Genomic DNA, 16,158 nt, shown 5'->3' on the forward strand with positions numbered 1-16,158 from the left:
CCAGCCCCGGAGGGCCGCATGGCGAAACCCGACCCCGCACCGCAGCAGGACCAGAACGGCGGCTTTCGCATCTTCCGCGGCAACAGCGGCCCGCACGACGGGATCGACCGGCTGCCGCCGCCCCCGCCGTGGCGGCGGTTCGGCCCGGGCGGCTCGGTGGCGGCCGGCCGGCTCGGCGACCGCGAGCGGGCCGTCGCCTACCGGGTCGACGAGCGGATCGTGGACCGGGTGAACGCCGCGCTGCACCTGCGCCGCCCGCTGCTGGTGACGGGCAAGCCCGGATCGGGCAAGACCACGCTGGCGTTCAACATCGCCTACGAGCTGGGGCTGGAGCCGGTGCTGCGCTGGCCGGTCAACAGCCGGACGACGCTGCGGCAGGGCCTGTACGACTACGACGCGATAGCGCGATTGCAGGACGCCGGTCTGCGTCGCGGCTGGAACGCGCCCCAGCCCCCGTCCGCCGCGGCGAACACGCGGGAGGATGACGACGAACCGCCCGGCATCGGCCGGTACATCAGGCTGGGGCCGCTGGGCACCGCGCTGCTGCCCGGGAGCCGCCCCCGCGTGCTGCTGATCGACGAGCTGGACAAGAGCGACATCGACCTGCCCAACGATCTGCTGAACGTGCTGGAGGAGGGCGGGTTCGGCATTCCGGAGCTGGAACGGCTGCCCGACGACGCGCCGCCGGTCGAGGTGATGACCGCCGACGAGGGCGGCCGCGCGACGATCAGGCGCGGCCGGGTGCGCTGCTCCGACTTCCCGATCATGATCATCACCAGCAACGGCGAGCGCGAGTTCCCGCCCGCGTTCCTGCGCCGCTGCCTGCGGGTGATGATCGAGCCGCCCACCGCGGCCCAGCTGGCCGACATCGTGGACGCCCACTTCAGCCCGGACGACCACGCCGCCGCGGAGGGGCTGATCAGCACCTTCATCGCCCGCCGCGAGCTGGCCGACCTGGCCACCGACCAGCTGCTCAACGCGGTCTTCCTGGCCCGCTCGCTGTCGCCCGAGACCACCCGGGGAGAGCTGCTTGACGAGATCTTGCGGCCGCTGAACCTCAAGGAGCCGTGATGATCGAGCGGCTGGTCGACGCGCTGGACGGGGTGGAGCCGGCGCCCTCGGCGGAAGAGCTGGCGGACGCGCTGTGGCTGGCCCGGTTCCTCGACCCGCCCGGCGGCGGCCGTCCGGAAGGCGGGAACGGCGCGGGACCGCGGACCGCGGACGCGAGCGGCACCGGGCCCGGAGCGGCGGAGTTCACGCCGGGGAACGGCACGGCATCCGGGGACGCGGCACATGGGGAGGGGCCGTCCGGCTCGACGAACGGCCGGGCCCAGGCCGCCGCACCCGCGAAGACGGGCGCGGGCATCGGCGCCGAACTCGGCACGGTGGCCGGAGCCGGAAACGGAGCGGTCCCGGGGGAGCCGGCGGCCTCCGTGCGGCAGGCGGGCCTCTACCTGCCGGGATCCCTGCCCGGCGGTGACGCGAAGGTCTCCTTCCCCGTCCGTTCCCCGACCCTTCCCGCGCTTCCGCGCACGCTGAAACTCGCACGGGCGCTGCGCCCGCTGCGGCTGGACGTCCCGGCCCCGGGGCCCGGCCGCCTGAACGCGAAGCGCACGGTCAGGCGGTTCGCCGAGACCGGCGTCTGGGCGCCCCAGCTGGACCCGGTGCCGGAGCGCCGGTTCGCCCTGGTCCTGGTCGTGGACGTGGCGGCGTCCATGACGGTGTGGCGGCACACCGCCGACGAGCTGCGGCTGCTGCTGGAACGGCTCGGAGCGTTCCGGGACGTGCGAATCCGATACCTGGACACTGACGCCGACACTGACGGTCTGCGGCTCGGCACCGATTCGGCCGGTGCCGAGGGGCGCCGGATCGTCCTGGTCGTGAGCGACTGCATCGGAGCGGCCTGGCAGGACGGCCGTGCCGCCGCCCTGCTGGAGCGGTGGGGCCGGTCGGGCGCCGTCGCGATCGTCCAGCCGCTTCCGCAGCGGCTCTGGCGCAGGTGCGCGGCCGCCACGGAGCAGGTGTACCTGCGCGCCTCCGCGCCGGGGGCCGCCAACGCCCGGCTGGCGGTGCGGGCGCGGGAGCGCGGCGCGGCCGTCCCGCCGGGTGTCGCGGTGCCGGTCCTGGAGCTGGACCGGCGCTGGCTCGCGCCGTGGGCCGCCATGGTCGCGGGCTCCGGGCGGGAGATCGCGGGCGAGGCGCTGTTCACGGGACGTCCGGTCGCGGAGCGTCCCGCGCCGTCGCAGGCGGCGCAGGAGGGGGAGCCGACCGCGCTGGAACGGGTCCTGCGGTTCCGCGCGTCGGCCTCCCCGCAGGCGTTCGAGCTGGCCGGCTACCTGGCCGCCGCGCCGCTGCGGCTGCCGGTGATGCGGCTCGTCCAGCGGGCGATGCTGCCCCGGTCGACGCCGGCGCACTTCGCGGAGGTGTTCCTGGGCGGCCTGATGCGCGTGGCGGACGGCGACGCGCGTGATCCGTCCGCCGTCGCCTACGAGTTCCACGACGGGGTCCGGGACGTGCTGCTCGGCGGGCTGCGCCGGAACGAGGCGCTGACCGTGCTCCGGGAGGTGTGGGGCACGGTCCGGGACAGGCTGGGGTCCTCGCTCGACTTCCCGGCGCTGCTGGCCGCCGTCCAGGACGACGCGGCCGTGCTGCCGCCCGACCAGCCGTTCGCCCAGGTGGCCGCGCGTGTGCTGGCGCGGCTCGGCGGGAGTTACGGGGAGGTCGCCCGGCGGCTGACCGCGGCCGCCGGGGAAGGAACACCTGTCCCCGCCGGGGGCCCCGGGGACGACCGGCCCGACGAGAAACCGGCGGAGCGGGGCGTCCCATCGCTCTTCGCGGGCGTGCCGCCGCGCGATCCGGGCTTCCACGGCCGCGACGACCTCATCCCGCGGGTCGCCGGGGCATTGCGCGACGCCGGGACGGTCGTCCTGCTGCCGGGCACGGACGGCGCGCCCGGTGGCGAGGGGAAGACACGGCTCGCGGTCGAGTCGACCCACGCCCGCCTTCGCGACTACGACCTCGTCTGGTGGATACCGGCGGCCGACACGCGATCGGTTCGGGCGTCCCTGGGCGCTTTGGCGCACCGGCTGGGCACGCCGTCGAGCGATGACCTCGGGGTGACCGTCGGCAACCTCCTCAGGGCGCTGCGCGGCGGGCTTCCGGGCGGCGGCCGCTGGCTGCTGGTGTACGACGACGCGTGCGACCCCGCCGATGTCCTCCCCTTGATGCCGCGCGGCACCGGCGGCGGCACCGGCGATGTCCTGGTCACGTCACGGGATCGCCGATGGGCGCGCGTGGCGGCGGCGGTCGAGGTGGGCGCCTTCGCGCGTTCGCGCAGCGTCTCCTTCCTCCGGCGCAGGGTGCCGTGGCTGCCGGCGGACGCCGCGGAGCGGGTCGCGGAACGCTGCGGCGATCTTCCCGGCGCGCTGGCACAGGCCGCCGCCTGGCTCACGTCCACGGGGGACACCGACTACGCCGGACTCCTCGACGAACGGATCCACGCCGACCAAGCGGATCCGTACGCCGCGGCCTTGGGCCTCACTCTCGAACGGCTCGACCTGGCGGATCCCGCGGCGGCCGATCTGCTCCGGCTCTGGTCGTATCTCGGCTCGGAGCCGGTGCCCGCCGGTCTGCTCGCCGGGGTCACGGCGGACGAGACCGCCGTGCTCTCCGCGATGCGCGCGCTCGACCGTTCTGAAGTGGCCCGTTTCGATCCGGACGCCCGGACTCTCCAGGTCTCCCCTTCCGTGCGGACCGTGCTGCGCGATCGGCTCCCGGCCGCGGAGCAGGCACGGATGCGGGACCGCGTCCATGCGATCCTCATCGCCGCGACGCCCGAACTCGTCACCCCGCACCTCCTCCCGTCCGGGCTCATCGACGCGGACGGGCCCGACGCCGCGCGCGAGGTCGTCGCGGACCAGTTGCGCCTCCTCCTCCGCTCAGGCGATCACGAGACCTGCCGGGCCCTGGCGGCCGAGGCCGTGGCCCGGTGGAGGGCCCGGCACGGCGACTTCGACGCCCTCATGCACGACGCCGCCCGCGCCCTGACGGACGCGCTGGAGGCGCTCGGCCGTCCGGCGGAGGCGGCGGAGATCGCCGCGGACATCGTCCGCGGCATGGGCGCTCAGCTGGGCCGCGCGCACCCGGCCACCGTGCTGGCGGCCGGCCGTCTCGGCGCCGGCGGCCCGATGCTCCGGCTCCGCGGCGATTTCAAGGGGGCGTACGAGCGCGACGAGGACTTCTGGAGGCGGGTGGAGCAGCGGTACGGCCGGGACCATCCCGAGACGCTGCACGCGGCCGCGGCGGTCGCGGCCGACCTGTGCCTGCTGGGCAGGTTCCACGAGGCGCACGCGATCGACGCGGCGGGCCCGGAACGCCCGCGCGACGGCGACCGGGCGGCCCTCGATGTCGCCTATCGCCTCGCCCGCGATCTGCACGGGCTCGGACGCTACGACGAGGCCGTTCGCGCGCAGGAGGCGGCCATCGCACGGGCCCCCGCACTCCTCGGCCGCGATCACGCGCTCGTCCTGCGGGCGCAGGCCGTCCACGCCGGGGCGCTCCGCAAGGCCGGCCGGCTGACGGACGCGGCGCGCCTGGCGACCCTCTCCCTGGACGGTCACCTCCGCCGGTTCGGCGCCGAACATCCCGGCGCACAGGCCGCCAAGGTGACCGCCGCCCTCGCCCGCGCCGCCGCCGGATCCCCCGGCCCCGGACGCGTTCTGGCGGAGGAGGCGCTCGCGTCCTACCGCCGCACGCTGGGCGAGGACCACCCGTTCACCAGCGCCTGCGCCATCGACCTCGGCATCCTGCTGCGCGTGGTCGGCGACGTCCAGACCGCGCTCGACACCGATCGCGCCGCGCTGGAGGCGCTGCGGCGGGACGGTTCCATGGGGCCGGACCACTACTACGCGCTGTGCGGCGCGGCGGGCATGGCGAAGGACCTCTACCTGCTGGGCGAGCTGGGCGCGGCACTCGATCTCGCGGAGCATGCCCGGGACGGCTTCCGCGCCCGGCACGGCCCGCGCCACCCGTACACGCTGGCCTGCGCCCACAACGTCGCGACGATCAGGCGCGCCGCCGGCCTGCCCGGAGGCGCGGCGGACCCCGGCGCGCTGGCCGGGCTGCTCGGCGAGCACCATCCCGAGGTGCGGGCGGCGGCCCGGGGCGACCTTCTCGACTGCGACATCGCACTCCCGCCCCTGTGAGAAAACCGAGGGTCGACATGGCAGGTTCCCCGAACGGCGGATGGCGTCCGTCCGGTCTCAGCTCCCAGTTCGTCTGCGACGTCGCCTCCTTCGGCGACCAGCGCCGCGGCGACGACGCCCGCGTCCACGTCAGGAAGGGGCTGTACGCCGCGCTGCGGACGGCCTTCGAGGCGGAGGGGATCACGTCCGGCGGCCGGTACCAGGAGGACCGCGGCGACGGCGTGCTGGTGGTCGTCCCGCCGCAGGTGGACACCGCGTCGCTCCTCACCTCGGTCGCGCTCCGGCTGCGCGCCGAGGTGCGCAGGCACAACGCGCTCTCCAGCGAGGCGGCGCGGATGCGGCTGCGCGTCGCGGTGAACACCGGTGAGGTGCACTGGGACGGCGAGGGGCTGGTGGGGACGGCGTTGAACGACACGTTCCGGATCCTGGACGCCGGTCCGTTCAAGGAGGTGCTGCGCGCGACGGACGCCGATCTCGCCCTGATCGTGTCGCAGCGCGTCTACGACGACGTGGTCAGGCAGGGCCGGGGGCTGCTGGACCGGCGGGACTACCTGCCGCTGGAGATCAGGGTGAAGGAGCTGGAGGGCACCGCCTGGGTCACCCTGCCGGGGCTGGGCCGGCCGCCGTCCGGTGCGGTCGCGGGAGGCGGCGAGATCGTCCCGGTCTCCGCGGACCTCGCCGAGCCGGGGCCGCAGGGGATGCCGGCGCCGGGAGGCTGGTCGCACGAGGGGCGGGACGTGCCGTCCGAGGTGCTGTTCGAGCTGGTCGAGTGCGCGCTGGCGATGCCGCAGATGAAGAACGAGCGGGAGCGCGAGCGGGTGGTCGGGGCGCTGCCCGCGGAGATCGGGGACGTGGTGCCGCGGTCGTTCAACGCGCGCGCCGACACCTACGAGATCATCCGGACCTGCCTGGACTACCCAGGGGGACTGCAGGCACTGCTGGGCGTGCTGCAGGGGTTCGTGGGGGAGTCGTTGGCGTTCGGTGAGTTCAAGCGGGCGATCGTCCGCCTGCTGTACGAGGGCTGAGCGGCCACGGCGGGCCCCCGAAACGGCGACCTGGTGGGGGCGTAAGGTCACTGTGCGTGGGGATGGATCTTGCCTGACGCTTAACCGTCCCCCTAGGTTTACTTGGTTGGAACGATTTATGTGGGAGGCCGAGGGCGTCAGCGGCTCGTGGAGTGCGGCCGAGGCCCGGACAGGGAGAAGACAAGGTGCCGGATAAACGCGTGAAACCAGACGACAGCGGCGGAGGGGAGATCTTGGGCACATCCGGCGGGCTGCGGGGGGCGTTGCCGCCCCGGACCGACTGGATCGTGTTCGGCGTGACCGCGGTGCTGACCCTCGCCTTCGTGGTCTGGGGCGCCATGGCCACCGACTCGCTGGAGCGCGTGTCGACCTCGCTCCTGACCGGCACCATGCACAACCTCGGCTGGGCGTTCGTGCTGGCCGCGTCCGGATTCGTGGTGTTCGCGCTGTGGCTGGCGTTCAGCCGGTACGGCAAGATCACCCTCGGTCAGGAGGGCGAGGAACCGGAGTTCCGGACGGTCTCCTGGGTTGCGATGATGTTCAGCGCGGGCATGGGCATCGGCCTGATGTTCTACGGGGTGAACGAGCCGCTCACGCACTTCGCCGAGCCACCGCCGGGCACCTCCGGCACCGACCCCGCGGACAAGATCGAGACCGCGATGGCGACCACGCTGTTCCACTGGACGCTGCATCCGTGGGCGATCTACGCGGTGGTCGGGCTGGGCATCGCCTACAGCTGCTACCGGCGCGGCCGGCGGCAGACCGTCAGCGCCGTGTTCACCCCGCTGATCGGTGAGAAGCACGCCAACGGCGGCGTCGGCAAGGTGATCGACATCCTGGCGATCTTCGCCACGCTGTTCGGGTCGGCCGCGTCGCTGGGCCTGGGCGCGCTGCAGATCGCCAGCGGCGCCGAGGCGGCCGGCTGGACCAAGGAGGTCGGCGAGGGCATCCTGGTCCTCATCATCGCCGTGCTGACGCTGGCGTTCGTGCTCTCCGCCGTCTCCGGCGTCGAGAAGGGCATCCAGTGGCTGTCCAACACCAACATGGTGCTGGCGCTGGCACTGCTGCTGTTCGTGTTCGTGGCCGGCCCGACCGTCCAGATCCTGGACCTGCTGCCCGGCTCGATCGGCGCGTTCATCGGCGACCTGCCCCAGATGGCGGCGCGTACCGAGGCCAGCGCCGGCGCCGACATCGCCGGATGGCTGGCCGACTGGTCGGTGTTCTACTGGGCCTGGTGGATCTCCTGGACGCCGTTCGTCGGCCTGTTCATCGCGCGGATCAGCCGTGGCCGCACGATCCGGCAGTTCGTCGGCGGCGTGATCCTGGTGCCGAGCACGGTCAGCCTGCTGTGGTTCGCGGTGTTCGGCGGCACGGCGACCCGGCTGGAGTCGCAGGGCGCGCGGCTGACCGGCGGCGACGCCACCCCGGAGGGGCAGCTGTTCGCGGTGCTGCGCGAGTACCCGATCGCCGGGGTCACCGGGCTGCTGGTCATGATCCTGGTGGGGATCTTCTTCGTGTCCGGCGCGGACGCGGCCTCGATCGTCATGGGCACACTGTCGCAGCGCGGCACGCTGGAGCCGACCCGCGTCGTGGTGGTCATCTGGGGTGTGCTGACCGGGGCGGTCGCGGCGATCATGCTGCTGGTCGGCGGTGGCGGCGACGCGGCGCTGACCGGGCTGAAGAACCTCACCATCCTGGTCGCCGTCCCGTTCATGCTGGTCATGGTCGGCATGTGCGTCGCGCTGACCCGCGATCTGCGCAGCGACCCGCTGATCCTGCGCGGCGAACGGGGCGAGGAGGCCGTGGAGAGCGCGGTCATCACCGGCCACGAGCTGTACGACGGCGACTTCGAGCTGCGCGTCGTCCCCACCTACGGCAACGGTGACGGCGGGGACCACGAAACGTCCGTCAAGACCTGAACGGAAGATCTGAGACGGCGGCCGGGGCGGGTGCCCCGGCCGCCGTCATTCGGGCACGGCGTAGCCGGGAACCGAGGGCCAGCGGACGGTCAGCACCACCGACGCCTCCTCCGCGTACCACGAGTGGTCCACGCCTGGACCCCACACCACGTAGTCGCCCTGCTTGCTCAGCAGCACGCTGCGCTCCGGAAGCTCCACCCGGAACCGCCCGCTGATCAGAACCAGCAGCGCGGTGCGGCGCTCCCCGGTGGCCCACTGCGCGCGGCGGTCGCCGGGCGGGTGGGTGCCCCACTTGATCTCCACGTCGTCGCTGTGCCGGGCGTCGCCGGGCGGCTTGAAGTGACCCAGCAGCCAGCCCCGGTCACCGGGCGCGTCGATACCGGCGTTCCCCACATAAACCTTCTCCACGGCCCGCGACGCTAGCACCAGTCGAGAAGCACCGGCCGGGATCTTGCGGCACCGGATCCTCCAGTGAACGCCGCAAGTCTTTTGCGAGACCGCGGATTATCCGAAGCCGCGCGTGCGCGCATGGTGGGACGAACGCGCGGATAATCGCCGAGCTTGTCGGCCGGATGACAGGACACGGCGAGGAATTTCCCTCTTGGTCCACCGCGAGTAGGCGCCCCGTTACATTGGCGTCGCGCTGCGTTTCCAACGGATCACACCGGGAACTATTTGATCTATCGACGGGGAAAGGAGGGTGCCATGGAGGTCGTGATCGAGATGACCTTGCCCCGCGACGCCGAGAGTGCGCCACTGGTGCGGCACACGCTCGACGCGTCCTTGCGGGGCTTGGGAGTGACCTCCGAGATTCGTGCGGACATCGCGCTCGCCCTTGGGGAGGCATGCGCCAACGTGATCCAACACGCCGAGTCCAGCCGGGAGTACGAGGTCCGTGCCCACATGGACGGTGTGCGCTGCGTGGTCGAAGTCATCGACGGGGGCCGTACGGGGTGTGACGCGGAACGGTGGAGACGCGAACGCCAGGCCTTGCCGGTGGCCGAGCACGGGCGGGGTCTCCAGCTCATGAGAGCCCTTACCGAAGACTTGAACATCACCGGTCGCGCCGACAGGAACGGCGCGATCGTTCATTTTGAGAAGTCCCTGGCAAGCTGACGGGCATTCCCGCGGACCGGGAGCGCGGGTGGTCCGCCCGCGCTCCCGGTCGGCGCGGATCAGCGGCTCAACCGGTGACGGGGAGGTCGCCGTCCACGGGGACGGGTTTGGGTGCACGCGCCGGCGGCATGCCCGGCCGCCCATCCAGCGACCCGCCGTGGCTGCTCGGGGAGGTCTGGCCGCTCGGCTTGCCGGCTCCGCTGATGGGTGCTTTGGGGCTGGTCCGGGTGCCGGGCAGTCCGGGCACGTCAGGCACGTCAGGCAGGCCGGGTAGGCCGGGTTGGGCTTCTTTGTGGGACGCGTGGCCGCAGATGACGCCGGCGGCGCTGAAGTTCTGGGTGCCGAACGTGTTCATCGGCACGGACGCCTCCAGGGCGGTGACCGACAGGCGGCCGTCCGGGAGGCGGCGCTGCCTGTTCAGCGTGAGCTTGGCCGTGCCGACGCCGGGGATCTGGACCGGGATGGCGGTGTTGGGACGCGGCGCGGCGCCCAGCCTGCGGCCGTAGACGACGGCATTGGCCAGCCGTGACGTGCCGCGGCGGCCCTGGCAGCCGGCGGAGAGCGCGTCCGCGGAGAAGCCCGCGTCGGGCACCTTGAGGTCCTGGACGGTCGACCGGGCGTGCCGGGCGCCGGCCCGGGTGTCCATCGCGGCGGCGCTGAACAACTTGGTGCGTTTCTCCGTGGCCAGGCTCTTGCGGACCTCGCGCCCGCGGGAGGCGACGGCGGGCAGTGCGGGGAGCGTGACCGGGCCGGAGGCGGCGACACCGTAGGCGGCGCCCTCCGGGCGGCCCGGCCCGGCGGGTTCGCCCGCGGCGGCGGCCGGCACCGGCACCGAGGCCGCGGCGGCCACGCCGGCGGCGGTGGTGAGCAGCAGGGTCTTCGCGGTACGCATGATGGTCGTCCTCTTTCGCGGTTGGGGGTTGGGCCGGCGGGTCCGAGCCGCCGGTCAGCCCGTGATGATCACCAAGGTCCCGAGCGGGACCTCCGAGAGCGCCCGGAGCGCGTCCGGCGGCACCCGCACGCAGCCGTGCGTGACGGCCCTGCCGAAGACCGACCGGTCGGGCCAGCCGTGCAGGGCGACCGTGCCGGGGCCGCCGCCGAAGGTGTCGAGGGTGGCCGAGTGCGCGCCCAGCGGCATGAGCAGCGGGCTCGGCGTCCTGGCGGCCGGACGCAGCAGCGCCAGCAGGAACGTGCGGCCGGTGGGCGTGGGGGTGGCGGGCGCGCCGACCGCGACCCGCCAGCGGCCGACCGCCCGGCCGGAGTGGAGCAGGGTCAGCCGGCGGCGCGGCACGTTCACCCTGATCAGGTACGGGGTGCGGGCGGTGCGGAGGCCGGCCTGCGCGGTCGACAGCCAGCCGGTGGCCTGGTTGGGACGGCTCGGCAGCAGCACCTGCACCCAGACGCCCGACCGGCTCACCACCGGCACCCAGGTGGGGCTGCCCAGCTGGGTGGTGGGCAGCGTGGCGATGGGACGGCCGCCGGGGGCGTCCAGCACCGTGCGCGGCGCGACCGGGTGGACGACGAGCCCCGCGGTGGCGGCGGCCGCGTGCGATGGCCGGTCCGCGGGTGCGTCGTGGACGGTCGTGTGGGTGGTGGTCTCGGGCGGCCGGGCCGGGGCCGGGTCCGGCGTGCCGGTGGCCGACGGCGGCGGGGACGAGCCCGTGCAGGCGGCCGGGAGCGCCGTCGCGGCCGCGACGGCGGCCGTGACCGCGAGGCGCGCGGCGCGTGCACGATGCATCAGGAATGCCCTCCGGTGGCAGCTCGGCATTCCGTTCCCGCGGTGGAATGCCATTCCGCCGGGATGCTAGCGCCGGACCGCTGTGGCGTGTCCGGAACTCGGTCCAAGGAATTGATTTCTTTGCCGTGGTGCATGCGCTGGATCTGGGCATTTCCGGCGGAGGCTAACCTCCCCGTCAATTGCCTTCTGTCGGGCATTGTCGACGGCAAGAAAAAGTAGGTCATGTGCGAATTGATCGGCTTTCGGAGGTGGGAGTCGGAGGATGTGCCGGTCGCGGGGTCGCGATCTGGAAGCGCCGGTCGGCAAGGGTTCGCGGGGCGGCCGGGCGCCGCTTGGGCCGTGGGAGCGCTGAAGTTGCCGCATGACAACTGTTCTCGCGGCGGAGACACCACGCCCGAAAGCCGGGAAAGGCTGGGCGTTGGAACGTCGGGCCCTCCGGCGCGACCGTCCGCCGCTGCCGGGACGCGTTGAGACGCGGAAGGAGAAGGCCTTCAGGTGCGGAGGAGGAGGCGTTCAGGTGCGGAGGAGGAGGCGTTCAGGTGCGGAGGGAGAAGCCGTTCGGGTGCGACGTGTTCAGGCGCGCAGGGAGAAAGAGGTCACGCTCTTCTCGTCCGGTGACGCGGTCGCCGCCTCGTGGAACTGCGCCAGCCCCCACAGAAGGGCGGCACGGGCGGGCGACGACATCGTGGCCAGCACCCGCGCGAGCTCCTCGTGGCGTCGCACCTGGAGCCGGTCGAGCAGGGCCTGGCCCTCGGCGGTCAGCCGAACCGTGACCTCGCGGCGGTCGCGGCCGGGATCGCGCAGGAGGAACCCACCGGTCTCCAGCCGGTCGCACAGCCGGCTGGCCGAGGAGACCAGCGCGCCCAGTTCGGTCGCCAGGCTGCTGATGTTCACCGGGCCGCGTTCCACCACGAAGAGCGCGCGCAGCTGGGCCGCGGGGATGGGGACGTCGTGGGCATTATGCGCTCGCGCCCACACGTTCATCAGGGTTCCGGCCGCCTCGTCCAGAGCGGCGGCCGACTCGGCGGCTCCGTGCCCCGGCGTGGCGACCATGCCCCCCACTGTTACATACCGAGTCCGTCCCGGCATCTTTCCCTACCGAAGCGGACGAGGATACGACGCGTCCGGCCCTGCCGCGACGGCGCGGTCGTCGTCTGCCTGGACCGGATCGGGACGCCCGGTTCCGCGTCCGCCGGAGCCGGAAGGGGGCGTTGCGACCGATCGTCCGGGATGGGCGGGGCCGCGGCGGTGGGGTTTGGGTGACCTGACGGTTAGGTAATGCGGGTGTCAGGTGTTACCAGTGGTGCAGGAGATATTCAGTGGGAAGGGGGTTGCCGGATGCGCCCACGGGAAACGTCCCGGGGCGATGCGAAGGGGGAGTGATCACGGGATGCCGCAGCAGGCGGAGGCGCCACCGGGCCGGGCTTCCGATGGCCCGGAGCCCTGGCATGTGCTCCGTTTTCGCGGGGAACTGGATTGCGCGCGGGCCGGCGGCCTGCGCAGGGCGATCGACGAAAAGCTGGCGTTGAGCGATCGGCCGCGACTGGCGATCGATCTCGGGGACGTCTCTTTCTGCGACTCCTACGGCCTGTCCGTTCTGGTGTACGCGGCCAAGAAAGTACGAGAACGCGACGGTACGTTGCTGCTGTCCAGCGTCTCGCGTCAGGTGCGAATGCTCATTGAACGCTGCGGTCTGCAGCGTTTGCTCACCCTTCCCTGACGGAACTCACCCCCGTTCACCTGGGGGAGCTCGGGCGGCCCGGGCGTTCATGCGCTGCGGGCCGCCCGTTGCTGGGTGCGTTTGCGGGCGGCCGCCTGGCGCGCTCGGTTGAAGCTGTCGCGAACGCGGGCGGCGCCGCGCGACGCGGTGGCGGTGTCTTTGGACAAGTGGGCGTATTGGGCCAGCACCTCGGCGACCGGCGGAGGTGTCCATTCTTCGCGGACGAGGACGGGCGGATCGACCGGCACGGCCGGCCGGCTCGGCGCGGCCGGCGAGTCGGGGGCGGCGACGAGCGCGAGATGCGTGCGGCAGTGCGGGCACTGCAACCCCGAATGGGAGTCTCTGCTCATACCACGAATGATTCCCCAAGGGTCTGACAATTCATCCGTGGTTATCGACGAATGGCCGCCCGTCCCCCCGCGAAGCCTCCGGAAGGAGATCAGGAATCGGCGGGCGAACCCGGTCCGAGCAACCCCTCCTTGCCCGCCGCGACGGCCACCTCGTGCCACTCCTGTGCGGTGCGGGCGAAGATTTCCTGCACCTCCTCGGGGATGTCGCCGGCGCGCATCCGGTCGCCCAGGTCTTCCGGCAGTACGCCGCGAAGGTACTGGTCAAGGGCCCAGAGTGCGGGGTCCCAGCCGCCGCCGACGCCCTCGAAGTGGCCGTCGGCCAGCCCGCCGTGCTCCAGTTCGAGAACGGCCTGCCCGTCCTTGGAGGAGATGCGGGCCTCCAGATGGCTGGCCATGTCCCCGTACACCCAGGACAGCCGCAGCAGCCGCGGCGGGTCGCACTCCAAAATCTCGCCGCCGGCGTTGCCCTCGATCTGGTACGTGCCGCCCGGACGCAGGTCGCCGGTGACGGGCAGGAACCAGCGCTCCAGCCGGGAGGGGGTGGTGACGGCCTCCCAGAGGTCCTCGGCGGTGGTGTCGTAGGCGCGGCGCAGCAGGACGGTGCCGGTGGCCGGGTAGCCCTCGATCTTCCGCTCGCCGATCTCGCGGTGGGTCGCGTTGATCAGGTCGGTGATGTCGGTCATGTCTCGCTGATCTCCTTGCTCGGTTCGCCCTCGCCGCCCGGCTCGGGCCGGTGCGGATCGGCATGCCGCCGTTCCCGCCGGCCGCGCGCGATCTCGGTGCCCAGCGCGTCCAGCCGCTGCGTCCAGAACCGCCGGTAGCGCTCCAGCCACAGGTCGATCTCCTGGAGCGGCGCCGGGTCGACCGAGTACAGCCGCCGGGTGCCCGCCGCGCGGACGGTGGTGAACCCGTTCTCGCGCAGCACCCGCAGGTGTTGCGACACCCCCGGCTGGGAGATGCCGAACTCCTCCTGGACCACGGCGCTGATCTCGCCGGCCGCGCGCTCGCCGTCGGCGAGCAGTTCCAGGATCCGGCGCCGGACCGGATCCCCGAGAACGTCGAAGGCGTGCATGACCTCTATATTATCGTCTCGACTTATATAAGCAAACTGTGAACTAGATGCTCTCCGGCCACGGGTCGCCGGCCCGCCAGGCACGGCAGCGTTCGGCGAAGGCGGCCAAGCGGTGCTCGGCGAAGTCCGCCAGGTCCCAGTCGTACGGCTCGGCGGGTCCCCGCCAGAGGTAGGCGCGGGCCCTGCCCGAGCCGTCCGCCAGCGGCAGCACGGCGGGCTCGTACAGGTCGCCCTCGAACTCGTCCAGGACGCGCCGCTCGTCCTCCGTCAGGCCGGCGATCAGCATGCCCTCGGCGGTGCCGCCCGGATCGGCGACCAGCCCCGGATAGTCGACACCCGGCAGCGCCCGAACCCGCCAACCCGGCACGGCGGCCGGGGTTAGTCGGGGCACGCGGCCGAGCAGGATCTCCAGGATCTCGGGAAAGCGCAGCGTGCCGTAGACGAACAGCCCGTGCACCGGCCCGTCCACTGAAGCCTTCCCGCTCATGGATGGGCGGCGTACGCGGCGCTCCAGCACAGCAGCAGCGCCAGTACGGTCAGGCAGGTCAGCAACCGTCCCGTCCGCAGGCCATGGCCGCAGATCAGCCAGGACGCGTGCAGCAGCCATCGCCGGACGGCCCGCGGATCGGCCCGGCGGCGGACTTCGAGCGAGCGGTAGCGGAAGTCGCGGTTCAGCCCGTCGTCGACGTCCGCGGCCGCCAGGGCGAGGTAGCGGTAGAGGACGGGAAGCCCGTCGTACGAGCCCGACAGCTCCTCGGCGAGCACCGCCTCGCTGCGGCGGCGATGGCGCAGCGAGGCGAACGTGCACTCACCGGCGATCCGCAGCCCTTCGGGATGCTCCAGGCCCGCGAACTTGCAGCGGCTGAGGTCCACGTCGGCCAGCCCCAGCCGTGGCGCGTCCATCCCGCGGACGGAGACGACCCGCACGGGAGCGTGGTCGATCCCGTCGTCCTCGGCCAGGCACTGGAACGGGTGGGAGAGGGACCGTACGGTCACCCCCGCGTCGAAGCAGGCGTCCTCGAGGTCGAGTTCGGCATGGCGCAGCCTGAACTCCGCCGGGCCGTGGACGACCGCGTGGTCGGCGTCCACGCGCCGTGCCACCGCGTCCACACGCAACCCGCGATGGGCGATGGCGTTGCTGAGGGACAGCCGGCCGTGTACGGCCAACGGCCCCATCCACAGGTCCTGGCGGAATCTGGCCCGTTCCAAACGCGCGTGCCGTGCGACCCGCACGCGCCTGAACGAGAGCGCCCCGCCGAACCGCGCCGCCTGGAACACCGCGTCCCGGCCGAAGCGCGCGCGGTCGAACGCCGCCGCCCCCACGAAGACGGCTCGGGCGAAGGACGCGTCCGCCAGCCACACCGTTTCCCCGAAGAGCGCGTCGCTGGCGAAGACGGCCTCGTCGAAGGTCGAGTGCCGCTGGAAGCGCGCGCCGTGGAAGGAGGCGTTACCGGTGAACCGGGCCCCACGGAACGAGACATGGCCCAGGAAGCGCACGTCGTAGAAGGACACGCCGCCCGCGAACCGTGCGCCGTCGAACGAGCAATCCCCTTCGAAGCACACCCCGGTCAGCGACGCGCGGTCGGGGAGCACCGCGCCGTCGAAACGGCTGCGTCCGAGGTGCGGACGCTTGTCAGGCCCGGTAACCGCCTTCAGCAGGGCGGAGAAGAGCGGTCCCGGTACGGTCGCGCCCCGCAGATCGATGTCGGCACCGGGTTGGAGCCCTTCGAGCATGTGCTCCAACTCGTCCGGACTCAGATGGTGCAGGCAGGACGGGTAGGGGGTGAAGGCTCGTTCGGTGCATCCGACCGCCGCGCCGCAGCGCGGCCAGGTCCGCCAAGGAGACATCCAAGGGGACGACGAGGGTGAGGCCAGTACGGCCGTCCGCGAGGGCTGGGGAAGGTCCACGCCCACCGTTGTACCCCTGTGGGGCGGTCTCGCTCAGTCGCTCGACCTGATCCTGCGACGTAATCTCGTGACATGAGGGCATTAGGCGGAGTGAAGCCCGCGAACC

General features: G+C 72.8%; 15 protein-coding genes. 6 read left to right on the top strand and 9 right to left on the bottom strand.

What is annotated here, in order from left to right; genetic code table 11:
* The first annotated feature begins 18 nt into the window (after window positions 1-18).
* The 4 genes from ABD340_RS00165 (at window position 19) to ABD340_RS00180 (ending at window position 8,148) form a co-directional block, all read left to right on the top strand.
* Window positions 19-1,071 carry an AAA family ATPase gene (locus ABD340_RS00165; RefSeq protein WP_344586166.1) on the top strand — a complete coding sequence of 351 codons (1,053 nt, stop codon included), beginning with the start codon at window positions 19-21 and terminating at the stop codon, window positions 1,069-1,071.
* Window positions 1,071-5,204: an FxSxx-COOH system tetratricopeptide repeat protein gene (gene fxsT / locus ABD340_RS00170; RefSeq protein WP_344586168.1), complete on the top strand. Its 4,134-nt coding sequence runs from the start codon at window positions 1,071-1,073 to the stop codon at window positions 5,202-5,204. The genes ABD340_RS00165 and fxsT overlap by 1 nt, the downstream gene beginning before the upstream one ends.
* Before the next feature lie 17 nt (window positions 5,205-5,221).
* Window positions 5,222-6,229, top strand: coding sequence for an effector-associated domain 2-containing protein (locus tag ABD340_RS00175; RefSeq protein ID WP_344586169.1), 1,008 nt, complete (start codon window positions 5,222-5,224; stop codon window positions 6,227-6,229).
* Between the two features lie 200 nt (window positions 6,230-6,429).
* On the top strand, window positions 6,430-8,148 hold the full coding sequence (locus tag ABD340_RS00180; RefSeq protein WP_344586170.1) for a BCCT family transporter: 1,719 nt from the start codon (window positions 6,430-6,432) through the stop codon (window positions 8,146-8,148).
* A 45-nt stretch (window positions 8,149-8,193) separates the two neighbouring features.
* On the opposite strand, the gene ABD340_RS00185 is transcribed toward ABD340_RS00180, so the two are convergent.
* Entirely contained in the window at window positions 8,194-8,556 is a 363-nt protein-coding gene (locus tag ABD340_RS00185) for a cupin domain-containing protein (protein ID WP_344586171.1), read from the bottom strand.
* Window positions 8,557-8,853: 297 nt separating this feature from the next.
* Between ABD340_RS00185 and ABD340_RS00190 the strand changes: the two genes are divergently transcribed.
* On the top strand, window positions 8,854-9,264 hold the full coding sequence (locus ABD340_RS00190; protein ID WP_344586172.1) for an ATP-binding protein: 411 nt from the start codon (window positions 8,854-8,856) through the stop codon (window positions 9,262-9,264).
* A gap of 67 nt (window positions 9,265-9,331) precedes the next feature.
* Here ABD340_RS00190 and ABD340_RS00195 read toward each other — a convergent pair whose 3' ends face one another.
* The 3 genes from ABD340_RS00195 to ABD340_RS00205 form a co-directional block, all read right to left on the bottom strand.
* The gene (locus ABD340_RS00195) at window positions 9,332-10,156 is read right to left on the bottom strand and encodes a choice-of-anchor P family protein (protein WP_344586174.1); all 825 of its coding nucleotides are present in this window, start codon (window positions 10,154-10,156) and stop codon (window positions 9,332-9,334) included.
* 54 nt (window positions 10,157-10,210) lie between these two features.
* A complete protein-coding gene (locus ABD340_RS00200) occupies window positions 10,211-11,002 on the bottom strand; it encodes a L,D-transpeptidase (RefSeq protein ID WP_344586176.1) in 792 nt (263 codons plus the stop codon).
* A gap of 573 nt (window positions 11,003-11,575) precedes the next feature.
* On the bottom strand, window positions 11,576-12,055 hold the full coding sequence (locus tag ABD340_RS00205) for a MarR family transcriptional regulator (protein WP_344586177.1): 480 nt from the start codon (window positions 12,053-12,055) through the stop codon (window positions 11,576-11,578).
* Window positions 12,056-12,392: 337 nt separating this feature from the next.
* Here ABD340_RS00205 and ABD340_RS00210 point away from each other — a divergent pair, with 337 nt between their 5' ends.
* Window positions 12,393-12,722, top strand: coding sequence for an STAS domain-containing protein (locus tag ABD340_RS00210; RefSeq protein WP_344586178.1), 330 nt, complete (start codon window positions 12,393-12,395; stop codon window positions 12,720-12,722).
* A 47-nt stretch (window positions 12,723-12,769) separates the two neighbouring features.
* On the opposite strand, the gene ABD340_RS00215 is transcribed toward ABD340_RS00210, so the two are convergent.
* The 5 genes from ABD340_RS00215 to ABD340_RS00235 all read right to left on the bottom strand — a co-directional run bounded on the left by ABD340_RS00215 (window position 12,770) and on the right by ABD340_RS00235 (window position 15,992).
* Window positions 12,770-13,072 (bottom strand): hypothetical protein, encoded by a 303-nt coding sequence (locus tag ABD340_RS00215; RefSeq protein ID WP_344586179.1) that lies wholly within the window; start codon window positions 13,070-13,072, stop codon window positions 12,770-12,772.
* 89 nt (window positions 13,073-13,161) lie between these two features.
* The gene (locus ABD340_RS00220; RefSeq protein ID WP_344586180.1) at window positions 13,162-13,755 is read right to left on the bottom strand and encodes an SRPBCC family protein; all 594 of its coding nucleotides are present in this window, start codon (window positions 13,753-13,755) and stop codon (window positions 13,162-13,164) included.
* Window positions 13,752-14,144 carry an ArsR/SmtB family transcription factor gene (locus ABD340_RS00225; protein ID WP_344586182.1) on the bottom strand — a complete coding sequence of 131 codons (393 nt, stop codon included), beginning with the start codon at window positions 14,142-14,144 and terminating at the stop codon, window positions 13,752-13,754. The genes ABD340_RS00220 and ABD340_RS00225 overlap by 4 nt, the downstream gene beginning before the upstream one ends.
* A 43-nt stretch (window positions 14,145-14,187) precedes the next feature.
* Window positions 14,188-14,631, bottom strand: coding sequence for a gamma-glutamylcyclotransferase family protein (locus tag ABD340_RS00230; protein WP_344586183.1), 444 nt, complete (start codon window positions 14,629-14,631; stop codon window positions 14,188-14,190).
* Complete coding sequence (locus ABD340_RS00235) at window positions 14,628-15,992, bottom strand: pentapeptide repeat-containing protein (protein WP_344586184.1); 1,365 nt, start codon at window positions 15,990-15,992, stop codon at window positions 14,628-14,630. Before ABD340_RS00235 ends, ABD340_RS00230 begins: the two co-directional genes overlap by 4 nt.
* Window positions 15,993-16,158 lie beyond the last annotated feature (166 nt).

The sequence above is a fragment of the Actinomadura vinacea genome (assembly GCF_039532545.1).
Classification (GTDB): domain Bacteria; phylum Actinomycetota; class Actinomycetes; order Streptosporangiales; family Streptosporangiaceae; genus Spirillospora; species Spirillospora vinacea.

Coding starts and splice junctions, on each gene's coding strand:
- ABD340_RS00175 (WP_344586169.1), top strand. CDS start 5,222: ATGGCAGGTTCCCCGAACGGCGGATGGCGTCCGTCCGGTCTCAGCTCC.
- ABD340_RS00200 (WP_344586176.1), bottom strand. CDS start 11,002: ATGCATCGTGCACGCGCCGCGCGCCTCGCGGTCACGGCCGCCGTCGCG.
- ABD340_RS00230 (WP_344586183.1), bottom strand. CDS start 14,631: ATGAGCGGGAAGGCTTCAGTGGACGGGCCGGTGCACGGGCTGTTCGTC.
- fxsT (WP_344586168.1), top strand. CDS start 1,071: ATGATCGAGCGGCTGGTCGACGCGCTGGACGGGGTGGAGCCGGCGCCC.
- ABD340_RS00235 (WP_344586184.1), bottom strand. CDS start 15,992: ATGTCTCCTTGGCGGACCTGGCCGCGCTGCGGCGCGGCGGTCGGATGC.
- ABD340_RS00210 (WP_344586178.1), top strand. CDS start 12,393: ATGCCGCAGCAGGCGGAGGCGCCACCGGGCCGGGCTTCCGATGGCCCG.
- ABD340_RS00190 (WP_344586172.1), top strand. CDS start 8,854: ATGGAGGTCGTGATCGAGATGACCTTGCCCCGCGACGCCGAGAGTGCG.
- ABD340_RS00205 (WP_344586177.1), bottom strand. CDS start 12,055: ATGGTCGCCACGCCGGGGCACGGAGCCGCCGAGTCGGCCGCCGCTCTG.
- ABD340_RS00220 (WP_344586180.1), bottom strand. CDS start 13,755: ATGACCGACATCACCGACCTGATCAACGCGACCCACCGCGAGATCGGC.
- ABD340_RS00195 (WP_344586174.1), bottom strand. CDS start 10,156: ATGCGTACCGCGAAGACCCTGCTGCTCACCACCGCCGCCGGCGTGGCC.
- ABD340_RS00165 (WP_344586166.1), top strand. CDS start 19: ATGGCGAAACCCGACCCCGCACCGCAGCAGGACCAGAACGGCGGCTTT.
- ABD340_RS00225 (WP_344586182.1), bottom strand. CDS start 14,144: ATGCACGCCTTCGACGTTCTCGGGGATCCGGTCCGGCGCCGGATCCTG.
- ABD340_RS00215 (WP_344586179.1), bottom strand. CDS start 13,072: ATGAGCAGAGACTCCCATTCGGGGTTGCAGTGCCCGCACTGCCGCACG.